Source organism: Marinomonas sp. KMM3893 (genome assembly GCF_004352855.1).
Classification (GTDB): Bacteria; Pseudomonadota; Gammaproteobacteria; order Pseudomonadales; family Marinomonadaceae; genus Marinomonas; species Marinomonas arenicola.
Genome location: NZ_SJSC01000008.1, coordinates 90516 through 104529 on the forward strand (window position 1 = coordinate 90516; position 14014 = coordinate 104529).

A 14014-nucleotide genomic window follows, 5' to 3' on the forward strand; every position below is an offset into this window, starting at 1 on the left:
TATCAGAAAAAGGGCATTCTATTGAAAGAATTTGAGTTAATACAAAACATCTTTCAAGCGTCAATGATGGCCAACACACAGGGTCGTGACGATATTCTAGTTGGCATTGGAGATGATTGTGCTCAGGTGGCTGTGCCCTTGGGACAAAGCTTGGTTTTTTCCATGGATACCTTGGTGGAAGGGCGTCATTTTCCAATCGACGCGGACCCGGTGGATATTGGTTATCGAGCCGTAGCAACGTGTGTAAGTGATTTGGCGGCGATGGGCGCGAAACCTGCGTTCTTTACGCTGGCATTGACGATACCCGAATCAGACCCACAATGGCTCGCAGGGCTTGCGCAAGGCATGGCCGAATTGGCGGAGCCGATTGGCTTGATTCTCGTCGGTGGAGACACCACCAAAGGCCCATTAACTCTGACTCTACAGGTTCATGGCTACGTAGAAGCCGATCAGGTGCCGTTGCGTTCCCATGCCAAGGTGGGCGATGACATTTATGTGACTGGATTACTGGGCGATGCCTCCGCTGCTGTCCCTATTGTGACGGGTGAGGTGCAAGTCTCCAGTGAGCGTTTTGATTACTTTTATGATCGCTTTTGGCGCCCTACGCCGCGCCTTATTGCCGGTATGGCGTTGAAGAGAGTCGTGCACGCCATGATGGATATTTCCGATGGACTGGCGCAAGACCTTCAGCACATCGCCAAAGCCTCTAACGTTGGGGTCATGCTTGATGCTCACGCGTTGCCTATTTCTGATATCTTGTGTCAGTGGCAACCAGACACCGCGATTGCGTTGGCCTTAACGGGCGGCGACGATTATGAACTTTGCTTTACCGCTGCTCCTGAAATGGCTGAAGAAATTGCCTTGATCACACAAACGCTGCATTTGCCTTGTAATAAAGTGGGGCGCATTGTGGAATCTGGCTTTGAAATCGATGGTTATCATGGCGAGCGTCACGGCTGGCAACATTTTTAAAGACTTGATAGCGACGGTTATCAACTTTGTATTTAGATTTTAATAAACACGGAAAAGATTCATGGCTCATCCTGTTCCTCGTTCAATTTGGCGTAATCCCATTCATTTTTTGGCGTTTGGCTTAGGGTCTGGCGCTGCGCCAAAAGCCCCAGGTACATTTGGTACTTTGGCTGCGGTCATTCCATTCTTTTTTGTTCTGCAACATCTGACGGATCAAGCGTATTTAGTAATGCTGATCGTCACCTCTTTAGTCGGCATTTACTTGTGCCACAAAACGGCCAAAGACCTCGGCGTGCATGATCACTCTGGTATCGTTTGGGATGAATTTGTCGGTTACTGGATTACCATGTGGCTAGCACCAGCAGGTTGGTTTTATATTGTGCTGGGCTTTGTGTTATTTCGCTTATTTGATATTTTGAAACCTTGGCCGATTTCTTGGTTGGACAAAAATGTTCATGGTGGTTTCGGTATTATGGTGGACGATATTCTAGCGGGCGTGATGTCATTCGTTGTGCTGCAAGCCTTGGTACACTTTGTTTTTTAGTGCCTAGAAACCTGCTGTTTCTTTGTTATGGTTAGATTTAAAAGCCACCATTCGCTAAGCGTATGGTGGCTTTTTAATGTTGTCTTTTATGTTTGCTAAACGATTAGCGATAGACCATGCCGCCATCGATTAATGGGGCTTGCCCTGTCATATAATCCGAGTCTGGGCCGGCAAGATACGCGACAAAGTTAGCGACATCTTCAGGTGTTTGCGCCCGTCCAAGCGCAATCCCTTCAACATATTTTTTGTAGGTTTCACCTTCGGGAACACCAGTAATTTCGGAAAAACGCTTATCAATCTCAACCCACATATCTGTCCCTACGACACCTGGGCAATACGCATTGACGGTAATGCCTTGGCTTGCGTACTCTTGCGCAGCGGCTTGGGTTAACGCACGTACGGCAAATTTTGTTGCTGAGTACACGCCGAGCAAGGCAAAACCATTATGACCAGCAATGGAAGAGGCGTTGATTATTTTGCCTTTCTGCTTGCGCTCTATGAACTTTTTCGCCGCCGCTTGAATCCCCCAAAGTGTACCTCCAACGTTTACTTGTTGGATTTTTTCAAACTCTTCTGGGGTAACGTCTGCAATGGCTTGAACCTGTGCAATGCCAGCGTTGTTTACCATGATATCAAAGCCATCTAAGACTTTTTCAGCGTGATCGACTGCCGCATAAACTTGTTTTTGGTCACTTATATCCGCTGTAAAAATGGCTGTCTTACGACCTAATGCTTCTATTTTTCGTGCCACCGCTAGAATTTTTTCTTCGTTTAAATCAACCAACGCAATATCCGCACCTTCCTTTGCTAGGCGAAGTGCAATAGCTCGTCCAATGCCCTGTCCTGCACCTGTTACAAGTGCGACCTTACCGTGTAATGACATAACTGACTCCTTGTGGGTATGATTCAGGCAATATTGCTTGTGAGAAGGCTGTTTGTTTTATAAGCCATCCGTTGGGTTTGAGTTTACAGCTCTTATAGAGGGTGGGATTAGATATAGATCAATAAATGAACAGATTGTCAGGTGAGTTTTAATGGCGCTACTCAACGTATGGGTTAGAGCGCTATTTAAAGGCAAGTTATGTTTTAATTCACATCATCATGATATTGAACAGAGTGTTTATCTAAATGTATGCAATAGAAGCAAAAGACGTTTTGAGGTATTTTTTGGGGGACTGGAAAGTACAGCGCACGATTTCGGGATTTGGGGAGATCCCTGGGGAAGCCAGTTTTCATCGCCATGCGGACAATAAACAATGGCTAGACTATCAAGAAGCCATGGTATTGCCGAATTCAGATCAGCAAAAGCCCAATGCATTTCGCCGTTACAGTTACCGGATGACGGCGTCTGGCTTTGATATATTTTTCTCGGATGGGGCAACAAAAGGGGACTTGTTTTTGAGCTTTGCTTTTACCCAGGCCAGCACATTAACGTCTCATCATTTATGCATTAAAGATCATTACGACGCCACCTTTGAATTTCTCTCAGAGCATGAGTTTGCGCTGAGTTTTAGTGTGGTTGGGCCGAAAAAAGATTACGCCATTCAAACTCGTTTTACCAAGCTGCTGGCTTAAATAGTAGCGAGTGTTGCGCGACTGAATTCAGGCATAAAAAGCCAATCTTGCAGTGACCCTCCCATAGTTTGACTATTTAATGACAGGGGGCTTTTTATGCCTAGTTGGAACAGTGCGCCGTCTTTAGTCAATGATGGTCATTGCGTTTTAAGTGCGTTTCAAAGCCGCGAATAATCAGCGATAAGGTCAGGGTTAGCACCAAATACATAAAGGCCACGACATTATAAGTCTCAAAAAATTGAAACGATGATGCGCTGAATATCTTGCCTAGCTGTGTGATGTCTTGCACACCCAGTACCGATACCAAGGCAGAATCTTTGATCATGGCCACAAAGTCGTTGCCCAGTGGCGGCAGGATTTTTCGAATGGCTTGTGGAAAGGTAATAAAGCGGAAGCGTTGCCAGTTAGACAACCCAAGCGCCTGTGCCGCTTCGATTTGCCCTTTACCTACTTCTTGGATACCCGCTCGGAACACTTCTGCAATAAACGCACTGTAGCTAATGGATAACGCAAAAATAGCTCGCCACAACATACTGAAATCACGGGTGCGCGCTTTTTCTAATACGCCCGCATCAATGGGTATTTGCAACACCCAGTTATAGAGTTTAACCAGTTCAGGTGCGCCCACAAAAGCGATATAAAACAATAAAACAAGAACCGGAATGCCACGAATGATTTCCACATAAAAACGGCTAAATTCTCGTATGGCTCGCCACCGAGAAAAGCCCGCTAAGGCAATCAGCAAGCCGATAATACTGGCCAGTAAAAAGGCGCTAAGGGTGACGCCCAGTGTGGTTAATAGGCCTTTACTTAATACCCCAGCAATACGCTGATAGCTTTGGTCTGCGACCATGTGCCAAAGTAGCGTTATAGAAATGATAATGGTTGCGACTAGCCACCAAGGCGTTCGTTCTAAGGTCTTTTTAAAGGGCATAATGATCAAAATAGCTAGACCGCCGGATGGCGATCGGATGAATTCAAACAGAGCCATCGCGTTATGAATAACGCGATGGCTCAGAAGGCTTAGTGGTGTTGATTGTAATCAAAGAACCATTTTTGATTTAGCGCGTCCATTGTGCCATCTTTTTGCATGCTCTTAATCGCGGCGTTAATGGGTTGTCGCAGATCAGATCCCGGCGTCAGAATAAAGCCAAAATCTTCTGAGCCAAGTGGGCCACCAACGATTTTAAAAGCGCCTGGGTTGGCGCCGATGTAACCACGAGCAGATGTCGCGTCCATTAATACGCAGTCTACATCGCCAGTCTTTAGCGCTTGAACGGACGCGCCAAAGGTTTCGAGCAAGGTGATTCTTGGGTTATTTTCGTTGCCATCCAAAACATCGTACACCGCCACGTAAAAGTTTGTGGTGCCAGGTTGGGCGCCAAATTGAAGGTCTTTATTGGCGGCAAAGGATTTGGCATCATCAAAGCGATTTTCGTCGGCTCTTACCAGCATAAATTGTTGTGAGGTCATATATGGAATCGAAAAGTCGATTTGCTGCGCTCGTTCTGCATTGATCGTGATGCCATCCATACCAATGTCATATTGGCCTTGTTTCACCCCTTGGATCATGGTGTCCCAGCTGCTTAATTGCCAATCGACTTTGGCGTTTAGGCGATGAGCTATTTCGTTCATTGCATCGTATTCCCAACCAATGCCTTTACCTGTTTCTGGGTCTGCAAAGTTTAGTGGCGTGTAAGCATTTTCGGTTACCGCGACAATGGTGCGACCTTTTAAATCTGGTAAATTGTCTGCTTGGCTTAGTCCACTGAACGTAACAGCGACAGTAAGAGCAAGACATGAAATAAGAGATTTCATGAATGGTTGTCCTTCGAAGGCAAATAATTAAGGGAATGATCGATCATTTTGGTGAGATTATACACAGGTCAATAATAGTCGACTACGCCATCCTAATGAGAGTGAATCAATGATCGTTATATTGCGAGTTTAAACGAGGATTAAGTGGGGGTGAAGTGGCAACTTTTTGGCTAAAAGCGTATATTCCCTGCTTTATTAAGGTTCGTAACATCGCGACGCTGATTGGTCAGATAGCGGCGTTTTTTTCTGAGAATATAAGGGTGCTATGACGCGCGAATTGGATCAAAAACAAGCTTTTCAGACACATTGCTTGGCGCAGATGGGGGTGACCTCATGGTTGTCCGCTCCGAGCGGTGTGGCGGGGACTGTGTTTTACGCGCCTCAGCCTTGGGCGATGGATCAGGCATTTGAGCCCAGCGCAGTGCCAACCGCGAGTCGGGTTGCGCCGACTCAAGGGTTTGAGTCTGGTTTGCCAGAGCCTATGGCGAAACCAGTCGCGCCAGAAGAAAAAGAGCAGTCGGTGGCGTATTTGCGCGAGCAATTGAATGCTGGCCCTGAAATCATTGTCGAGGACTTACAACCGATCGAAGAGCTGGCCGTCGATATCGATGTCCCCGTCCATGTTGCGCCGCTAACCTCATCGATCACTCACATTGAGTTAAGAGCCTACGCGCTCGCCAATCAGTTACTGATTGTGAGCGAAGTGCCTGTGTCTTTCTCGCAGCAAGAAGACATTGACCGTTTGGCGGTTAAAATGGGGCAGGCACTATTAAAAACACCGATTGAAGAATGGACGAGTCGTGGCTTGTCTTGGCCTGGTGCCTTGCGAAATCCTCACTTTTTAACACGACAAGATTGGCTGTTAGGCGCGCTCGAGCGTTTTATTATAGGGCTTACATCGACCTTTACTGGCACGCCAAAAGTGGTGCTGGCAGGCGATAATATCGCCACACTGTTTGACGAACTGCCAGCAGAGTGCGAACTAAAAGCCTTCCCTGTGGCACGCATTGTGAGTCTGCCTGAGCTGTTCCGTATTCCTGAGTTACGCAAAGACGCTTGGCAAATTATGCAGCGTGCCTTGTTTTAATGCTTTTGTATTCGCCCTTCTGCTCGTAGCAGCGGGCGTTACTCGGTGTTGTCTCACCTTTTACTTTATAACGGAAATCATTCAGTCATGGCCTCGTTTCTTATTCGCCACGCCACACTCGACGATCTCAACGCCATTGTGCAGCTTGATCAAGGATCAAATCCTCATCCTTGGAATGCATCGCTGATTGAAGAGGCGCTTATGTCACGCGCTAACTGGGTCATCGAAGCGACGCTAGAAGCAGATGACACCATCGCGCAGAAAGATGAAACCACATTGCTTGGCTGGCTGACCGCGTCTTTATTGTTCGAGCAATCGGAGCTTGAGCTTATCGTGGTGGATCGGGCGCAACGTCGCCAAGGTTTCGCGAAGCAGCTGTTGTCCGCTTGGACGGAAGAAATGGCGAGCAAAGGGGTGGTGGAATACCTGTTAGAAGTACGCGAGTCTAATCTGGGCGCCATCCAGCTTTATCGTTCGTTAGGTTTTGAGGAAGTAGGGCGCCGCAAAAATTATTATGTGACAGATCAAGGTAAAGAAGCCGCGTGTTTGTTTACCTTAAGCGTCTAAAAGCAGGCGCACGCCCTGTTAAATCTCATTGAATAGCACAAACAGAAAATAAGGAATCATATTATGAGTCAGGTATTAGTCCCTATTGCCAATGGTAATGAAGACATTGAAGCCATCACTATTATTGATGTGCTGCGCCGTGGCGGCGTTGAAGTGACCGTTGCCAGTGTTCACGAGGTGAAAAACATCACAGGTGCCAATGGCTGTAAAATTGAAGCCGATGTGCTACTCACCGACGTGGCTGATGTGCAATACGACGCGATTGTTCTTCCCGGCGGCATGCCAGGGGCTGAGCATTTACGCGATTGCGAGTTGTTAATCGATATGCTGGAAAAGCATGATATTCAAGATGCTTTGTTGTGTGCGATATGTGCTTCTCCTGCCGTAGTGTTTGGGACCCATGGTTTTGTCGTAGACAAACAAGCAACCTGTTACCCAGGATTTGAGTCTGGTTTGACGGGCGCGCAATACATGGCGGATCAACCGGTCGTTATGGATGATAATATTATTACTGGGCAAGGACCGGCCGCTGCCATGACGTTTTCGTTGGCGGTATTGGCGAACCTAAATGGATATGAAAGCGCTCAAGAAGTAGCCAATGGTCTTTTGTGTTAATAGATTGTGGTGGAATAGTTATTCTTGACCAAAAAGTCAATTAAAATCAGCCCTAAAGCCATACTTTTTCCGTATTTGGGCGGCTTTGCGGTGGACGCTCACGGCGTATAAGAGTAAAATTGGGCAGATTTTTTGAACGCGAGATCTATTGGCAATTGATCAATAGATGAACGGCAAAAACGCAATTTCTTAAAAGCGAGATGAGCCGATGGTTCTCTCGCTTTTTTGCAACCTGATAGGCTCTAAACGGGAGGTTCCTTTGGCAACATCAGCGATTCTGGCTCTGGAAGACGGCACTGTATTTAAAGGGGTGTCGATCGGAGCGGATGGCTCCTCAACAGCCGAAGTGGTTTTCAACACTTCGATGACTGGTTATCAAGAAATTCTTACAGATCCTTCCTATGCTCGACAAATGGTCACTTTGACCTATCCCCATATTGGGAATACTGGCGTTAACTCTGAAGATGAAGAATCCAACAATGTCTGGTGTGAAGGTTTGATCATTCGTGATCTTCCTTTAGTTGCTAGCAGCTGGCGTTCAGAAGAGTCGTTAGACTCTTATCTAAAACGCAAAGGCGTAGTGGGCATCGCTGACATTGATACGCGTAAATTGACTCGTATTCTACGAGAAAAAGGCGCGCAAGCGGGTTGCATCATGGCAGGTGAGAACCTAGATGAAGCAGCAGCGATTGCCGCAGCGAAAGGTTTTCCTGGCCTAAAAGGCATGGATTTAGCGAAAGAAGTGTCTGCGAAAGAGTCTTACCAGTGGACCGAGTCAACTTGGGATCTGGTAAAAGGTCATACCACGCCTGAATCATTCGACTTCCACGTTGTGGCTTATGACTTTGGTGTGAAGCAAAACATTTTGCGCATGTTGGTTGAGCGCGGCTGCCGTCTAACGGTTGTGCCTGCACAAACACCAGCAAGTGACGTGCTTGCCTTGAATCCAGATGGCGTTTTCCTTTCTAACGGCCCTGGTGACCCAGAGCCATGTGATTACGCGATTCAAGCGATCAAAGAGATCCTAGAAACAGACATTCCTGTTTTTGGTATCTGTCTTGGTCATCAGCTATTGGCATTGGCCTCTGGCGCGAAAACGAAGAAAATGAAATTTGGTCACCACGGCGCTAACCATCCAGTACAAGCCATTGAAAAAGGCACTGTGATGATTACTAGCCAGAACCACGGTTTCGCGGTAGATGAAGATACTTTGCCTGCCAATCTTAAGATGACGCACAAATCCTTGTTCGATGGTTCTTTGCAGGGGATTTCCCGTACTGATAAGAGCGCGTTCAGCTTCCAAGGTCACCCGGAAGCGAGCCCAGGGCCGCACGACGTTGCGCCACTGTTTGATCAGTTCATCGAAAACATCAAAGCCACCAAAGCCTGAGCAGGAACGAAATACTATGCCAAAGCGTACTGACATAAAAAGCGTCTTAATTTTGGGTGCAGGTCCTATCGTTATCGGTCAGGCCTGTGAATTTGACTATTCTGGTGCTCAAGCGTGTAAAGCGCTGCGCGAAGAAGGTTTCCGCGTCATTCTAGTGAACTCTAACCCAGCCACTATCATGACCGACCCTGTGATGGCGGATTCAACGTACATCGAGCCGATCGAATGGCAAACCGTTGAAAAAATCATCGAGAAAGAGCGTCCAGATGCTGTGCTACCAACCATGGGTGGCCAAACGGCGCTGAACTGTGCGTTGGATCTTGAGCGTCATGGCGTACTAGAAAAATACAATGTTGAAATGATTGGTGCGACGGCGGATGCCATCGACAAAGCGGAAGACCGTAATCGTTTCGACCAAGCAATGAAAGCCATTGGTCTTGAATGTCCGCGTGCCGGCATTGCACACAGCATGGAAGAAGCATTGCAAGTTCAATCAGAGCTTGGCTTCCCTTGTATCATTCGACCTTCTTTTACCATGGGCGGCACCGGTGGCGGTATCGCGTACAACATGGAAGAGTTTGAAGAAATTTGTACTCGTGGTTTGGACTTGTCGCCAACCAACGAATTGCTAATCGATGAATCTTTGATCGGTTGGAAAGAGTACGAGATGGAAGTTGTCCGTGACAAAAAAGACAACTGCATCATTGTTTGTGCGATCGAAAACTTCGACGCAATGGGTGTTCACACCGGTGACTCCATTACGGTTGCGCCAGCACAAACTCTAACAGACAAAGAATACCAAATCATGCGTAACGCTTCTTTAGCGGTATTGCGTGAGATTGGTGTTGAGACTGGTGGTTCAAACGTACAGTTTGGTATGGATCCGAAAACAGGCCGTTTGGTTGTTATCGAGATGAACCCACGTGTGTCTCGTTCTTCTGCCTTGGCATCCAAAGCGACGGGTTTCCCTATCGCGAAAATCGCAGCGAAATTGGCGATTGGTTACACCCTAGACGAATTGCAAAACGACATCACTGGCGGTCAAACACCAGCGAGCTTCGAGCCAGCAATTGACTACGTTGTGACTAAGATCCCACGTTTCACATTCGAAAAATTCCCAACAGCGAACGATCGCCTAACGACGCAAATGAAGTCGGTTGGTGAGGTGATGGCGATTGGCCGTACTTTCCAAGAGTCTTTGCAAAAAGCATTGCGCGGTTTGGAAGTGGGCGCGGATGGCTTTAATCCTCAATTGGATTTCGCAGAAGAAAACAGCAAAGAAAAACTGGCGTATGAGCTTCAAAATCCAGGTGCAGACCGCATTTGGTACATTGGCGATGCGTTCCGTTCTGGCATGACAATCGATGAGATTTACGCGGTGACTGGCGTTGATCATTGGTTCCTAGTTCAGATCGAAGACTTGATCAAAGAAGAAGCGGGTCTGGCTGACAAAGGTCTCGTCGACATGACTTACGACGTGATGCGTCGTTTGAAACGCAAAGGCTTCTCTGACTCACGTCTAGCGAGCTTGTTGCAAGTGACTGAGAAGTCATTGCGTGAGCGTCGTTACTTGGTTGACGTGCATCCTGTCTACAAGCGTGTTGATACTTGTGCGGCTGAATTCGCAACCAACACAGCGTACATGTACTCCACTTATGAAGATGAGTGTGAAGCGGCGCCAACAGACAAAGAAAAAATCATCATTCTAGGTGGTGGTCCAAACCGTATCGGTCAAGGTATCGAGTTTGATTACTGCTGTGTACACGCGGCGCTAGGCTTACGCGAAGCGGGCTACGAAACCATCATGGTGAACTGTAACCCAGAAACCGTTTCTACCGATTACGATACCTCGGATCGTTTGTACTTCGAACCAGTTACTCTGGAAGATGTGCTTGAAATCGTTCGCAAAGAAAAACCAAAAGGTGTCATCGTTCAGTTCGGTGGTCAAACACCACTGAAAATTGCTCGTGCCTTGCAAAATGAAGGCGTGCCTATCATTGGTACGACGCCAGAAGCGATTGACCGTGCAGAAGACCGTGAGCGTTTCCAAAGCATGATTCAGCGTTTGGGTTACAAACAGCCGCATAATGCGACCGTTCGTAGCGTTGACCAAGCCGCAATGAAAGCCGCTGAAATCGGTTACCCTCTAGTGGTTCGCCCATCTTATGTACTGGGTGGACGCGCAATGGAAATCGTGTATAACGAAAAAGAATTGATGCGCTACATGACCACGGCTGTGAAAGTGTCAAACGACAGCCCAGTGTTGTTGGATCACTTCTTGAATGCGGCGATTGAGATCGACATCGACTGTATCAGTGATGGTAATCAAGTGGTTATCGGCGGCATCATGCAGCATATCGAACAAGCGGGTGTTCACTCTGGTGACTCTGCGTGTTCTTTGCCTCCTTACTCATTGCCTGCGAATGTTCAAGATGACATCCGCGAAATGATTAAAAACATGGCGCTTGAGCTTGGTGTTATCGGTTTGATGAACACTCAGCTTGCTGTACAAGATGGCGAAATCTATGTGATCGAGGTAAACCCTCGTGCCTCACGTACTGTACCGTTTGTTTCTAAGTGCATCGGCCGCTCTTTAGCGCAAGTCGCGGCATTGGTTATGTCTGGTAAAACGCTAGCAGAGCTTGGTTTCACAAGTGAAATCATTCCTTCTTACTACAGCGTGAAAGAAGCGGTCTTCCCGTTCAACAAATTCCAAGGTGTTGACCCTATTCTTGGCCCTGAAATGAAATCGACTGGTGAAGTCATGGGTGTTGGCGATACGTTCGCTGAAGCCTTTGGCAAAGCGGTTCTAGGTGGTGGTACTGTGTTGCCAACGTCTGGACGTGCCTTTATCAGTGTTCGTGACATGGACAAAGAAGGGGCGGTTGACGTAGCGCGTCGTCTTTCTGAGCTAGGTTTTGATATCGTTGGTACCGAAGGTACTGCGAAATACTTAGCAGAGCATGGCGTAGCGGTAAATAAAGTCAACAAGGTGAATGAAGGTCGTCCACACATTGTCGATATGCTGAAAAATGGTGAAATTGATTATATTATCAACACTACTTCCGGCACTCAGGCAATTGCTGACTCTTCGGTCATTCGCCGCACAGCATTGCAGCGCAAGGTTTGTTACACTACTACATTGGCCGGCGCTGAAGCGACTAGCATGGCGATCAGCTTGAAGGGTGAAACCAAAGTTAGAAGACTGCAAGATTTGCACTTGGGGAAATAATGAAAAAAGTACCAATGACGGTAGAAGGTGAAGCTAGCTTACGCGAAGAGCTAAATCACCTTAAAACCGTAGTTCGTCCACGAGTGATTGCTGATATTGCAACCGCTCGTGAACACGGCGATTTAAAAGAAAATGCGGAATATCACGCTGCACGTGAAGAACAGGGATTTGCTGAAGGTCGTATTAAAGAGATCGAAGGCAAGCTGTCTGATTCACAAGTGATCGACGTTAAGGCAATGCCAGCAACGGGTAAAGTTGTGTTTGGTACCACTGTCACCTTATATAACGTAGATACTGAAGCGACTGTGACTTACCGTATCGTAGGTGATGATGAAGCAGACGTGAAGCTGAAGAAAATTTCTTACGCTTCTCCGATTGCCAAAGCCATCATTGGGAAAGAAGAGGGCGACGAAGTCCTTGTTAAAATTCCAAGCGGTGAAGCAACGTATGAGATTGAGAAAGTCGAATACATTTAATTTGTATTAGATGATTTCATTCTTCTAAAAGCCACGATGTGAAAGCATCGTGGCTTTTTTTATGCCTAACGAGAAGGTAGATTGTTAACAAAAAGCTTAAAGAGTTTAGTCTTAATGACTAATTATAAAATTAAAGTGATGTATTTATAATGGCTTCAATTCGTTATTACCCTTATAACTCGTTGGAGAAGATGATGGCTCACCAAATTATTCAAGACTTGAACAGCCGCTATACGGCTAAAAAATACGATGCGGATAAGCGCATTTCGCCTGAAAACTTGGATGTGATTAAAGAAGCGATCCGCTTGTCAGCTTCTTCGATCAACTCTCAGCCATGGAAATTTGTTTTGGTAGAAAGTGATGAAGGTAAACAGCGTTTACATGATACCTTTGCCAATAAGCATCAGTTCAATCAACTGCACGCGAAAGAAGCCTCACATACTTTATTACTGGCATACGATCCTGCGTTTACCAAAGACAAATTTAGAAAACGTGTAGATGCTGAAGTAAGCTCAGGTCACCTGCCAGCTGAAATGTACGATACCTTCATGGGCGCTTATGCATTCGCTGAAATGAACACGGATGAAGCAGGTAATAACGCGAGCTGGACTAAAGCACAGGTCTACTTAGCGTTAGGAAACATACTGCACACCCTAGCGCGCCTAGGCATTGCCTCTACGCCAATGGAAGGTGTTGATCCTGAATTGATTGGCGAAAAATTTGCAGCAGAATTAGACGGTCATGTGTGTGAAGTAGCCTTGGCAATGGGTTACCACAAAGACGGCGACGACTGGAACCACGGTCTACCAAAAGCTCGCCTAGCGATGGACGATATTATCGCGACCGCCTAATCGAACCGTTAGACACTTCTCGCGAATATAGAAAGCCATCTTGTGAAAGCAAGGTGGCTTTTTGTTTTACTATGAAATACAGCTGGCAGAACCCTGATTGGCCAAATTTCACCTTTGACGAAACGCAATGCCGAGATGCTTTGTATCAGTACGCGTTAGAGGCTGGTCGCTTGTCTGAATGCAGGATCCGACTGTTTTGAAGGTGGCGGCAGAAATACGAGGTATGGGGCGGTGTTACCTGATTAAGGGAGTCCGCTGATCATGTCCTGAGTGTGATTTGTTGATTTGCTTTGAGTGTTTACTTTATACTCAGTGGTACAGAATTAAGTACAGGAAATAAGTAATGGATGCTATCAGTTATACCACAGCTCGGGCCAACTTAGCGAAGACGATGGCCAAGGTTTGTGATGATCATTCGCCAGTCATTATTACGCGTAAAAGCGAGAGCCCAGTTGTCATGATGTCGTTAGAAGATTATGAGGCCATGCAAGAGACCACCTACTTACTACGTTCACCAGCAAACGCAAGAGTATTGCTGGAATCCATTGCCGAGCTGGAAGCAGGTAAAGGTGTTGAAAGAGAATTGATTGAGTGAAGCTGACGTATTCAACTGCGGCTTGGGATCAGTATCTTTATTGGCAGAGCACGGATAAAAAAGTACTAAAGCGTATTAACTTACTGATTAAAGATATTCAGCGCGAACCCTATGAAGGGATTGGCAAGCCTGAACCTTTAAAGCATGGTCTTGCGGGCTATTGGTCTCGCCGGATTAATGATGAACACCGAATTGTTTATAAATATCAAAACGATGTCATATTGATAGCGCAGTTACGATATCACTATTAAGTCTTCTGTTTGAGTCAGGCTTGATGTTATCTGAGTAGAGA

At 46.6% G+C, this 14014-nt stretch carries 15 protein-coding genes; 12 read left to right on the forward strand and 3 right to left on the reverse strand.

All coding sequences use genetic code 11. From position 1 onward, the window contains the following. The first annotated feature begins 21 nt into the window (after window positions 1-21). Both thiL and E0D71_RS16200 read left to right on the forward strand, forming a co-directional pair. The gene (gene thiL, locus E0D71_RS16195) at window positions 22-972 is read left to right on the forward strand and encodes a thiamine-phosphate kinase (protein WP_133004358.1); all 951 of its coding nucleotides are present in this window, start codon (window positions 22-24) and stop codon (window positions 970-972) included. A 61-nt stretch (window positions 973-1033) separates the two neighbouring features. After that, entirely contained in the window at window positions 1034-1516 is a 483-nt protein-coding gene (locus tag E0D71_RS16200) for a phosphatidylglycerophosphatase A (RefSeq protein ID WP_133004359.1), read from the forward strand. 103 nt (window positions 1517-1619) lie between these two features. On the opposite strand, the gene E0D71_RS16205 is transcribed toward E0D71_RS16200, so the two are convergent. Continuing rightward, window positions 1620-2399 (reverse strand): acetoin reductase, encoded by a 780-nt coding sequence (locus E0D71_RS16205; protein ID WP_133004360.1) that lies wholly within the window; start codon window positions 2397-2399, stop codon window positions 1620-1622. A gap of 245 nt (window positions 2400-2644) precedes the next feature. Here E0D71_RS16205 and E0D71_RS16210 point away from each other — a divergent pair, with 245 nt between their 5' ends. After that, on the forward strand, window positions 2645-3091 hold the full coding sequence (locus E0D71_RS16210; protein ID WP_133004361.1) for a DUF6314 family protein: 447 nt from the start codon (window positions 2645-2647) through the stop codon (window positions 3089-3091). Window positions 3092-3218: 127 nt separating this feature from the next. Here the strand turns inward: E0D71_RS16210 and E0D71_RS16215 are convergent, their stop codons facing one another. Next, window positions 3219-4082 (reverse strand): amino acid ABC transporter permease, encoded by an 864-nt coding sequence (locus tag E0D71_RS16215; RefSeq protein WP_243712064.1) that lies wholly within the window; start codon window positions 4080-4082, stop codon window positions 3219-3221. Window positions 4083-4114: 32 nt separating this feature from the next. Beyond that, on the reverse strand, window positions 4115-4909 hold the full coding sequence (locus E0D71_RS16220) for a transporter substrate-binding domain-containing protein (RefSeq protein WP_133004363.1): 795 nt from the start codon (window positions 4907-4909) through the stop codon (window positions 4115-4117). A 265-nt stretch (window positions 4910-5174) separates the two neighbouring features. Here E0D71_RS16220 and E0D71_RS16225 point away from each other — a divergent pair, with 265 nt between their 5' ends. The 9 genes from E0D71_RS16225 to E0D71_RS16270 all read left to right on the forward strand — a co-directional run bounded on the left by E0D71_RS16225 (window position 5175) and on the right by E0D71_RS16270 (window position 13973). Continuing rightward, a complete protein-coding gene (locus E0D71_RS16225; protein WP_133004364.1) occupies window positions 5175-5996 on the forward strand; it encodes a hypothetical protein in 822 nt (273 codons plus the stop codon). 87 nt (window positions 5997-6083) lie between these two features. Continuing rightward, window positions 6084-6563, forward strand: a complete 480-nt coding sequence (locus tag E0D71_RS16230; RefSeq protein ID WP_133004365.1) for a GNAT family N-acetyltransferase — start codon at window positions 6084-6086, stop codon at window positions 6561-6563. 63 nt (window positions 6564-6626) lie between these two features. After that, window positions 6627-7178, forward strand: a complete 552-nt coding sequence (locus E0D71_RS16235; RefSeq protein ID WP_133004366.1) for a DJ-1 family glyoxalase III — start codon at window positions 6627-6629, stop codon at window positions 7176-7178. 259 nt (window positions 7179-7437) lie between these two features. Further along, a complete protein-coding gene (carA, locus tag E0D71_RS16240) occupies window positions 7438-8568 on the forward strand; it encodes a glutamine-hydrolyzing carbamoyl-phosphate synthase small subunit (RefSeq protein ID WP_133004367.1) in 1131 nt (376 codons plus the stop codon). A 16-nt stretch (window positions 8569-8584) separates the two neighbouring features. Next, window positions 8585-11800 (forward strand): carbamoyl-phosphate synthase large subunit, encoded by a 3216-nt coding sequence (gene carB, locus E0D71_RS16245; protein ID WP_133004368.1) that lies wholly within the window; start codon window positions 8585-8587, stop codon window positions 11798-11800. Next, window positions 11800-12276, forward strand: a complete 477-nt coding sequence (greA, locus tag E0D71_RS16250; protein ID WP_115898375.1) for a transcription elongation factor GreA — start codon at window positions 11800-11802, stop codon at window positions 12274-12276. Before carB ends, greA begins: the two co-directional genes overlap by 1 nt. Before the next feature lie 194 nt (window positions 12277-12470). Next, window positions 12471-13127 (forward strand): nitroreductase family protein, encoded by a 657-nt coding sequence (locus E0D71_RS16255; protein ID WP_133004399.1) that lies wholly within the window; start codon window positions 12471-12473, stop codon window positions 13125-13127. A gap of 343 nt (window positions 13128-13470) precedes the next feature. After that, entirely contained in the window at window positions 13471-13722 is a 252-nt protein-coding gene (locus E0D71_RS16265) for a type II toxin-antitoxin system prevent-host-death family antitoxin (RefSeq protein ID WP_113916061.1), read from the forward strand. Further along, window positions 13719-13973, forward strand: coding sequence for a Txe/YoeB family addiction module toxin (locus tag E0D71_RS16270; RefSeq protein WP_133004370.1), 255 nt, complete (start codon window positions 13719-13721; stop codon window positions 13971-13973). Before E0D71_RS16265 ends, E0D71_RS16270 begins: the two co-directional genes overlap by 4 nt. Window positions 13974-14014: the final 41 nt, after the last annotated feature.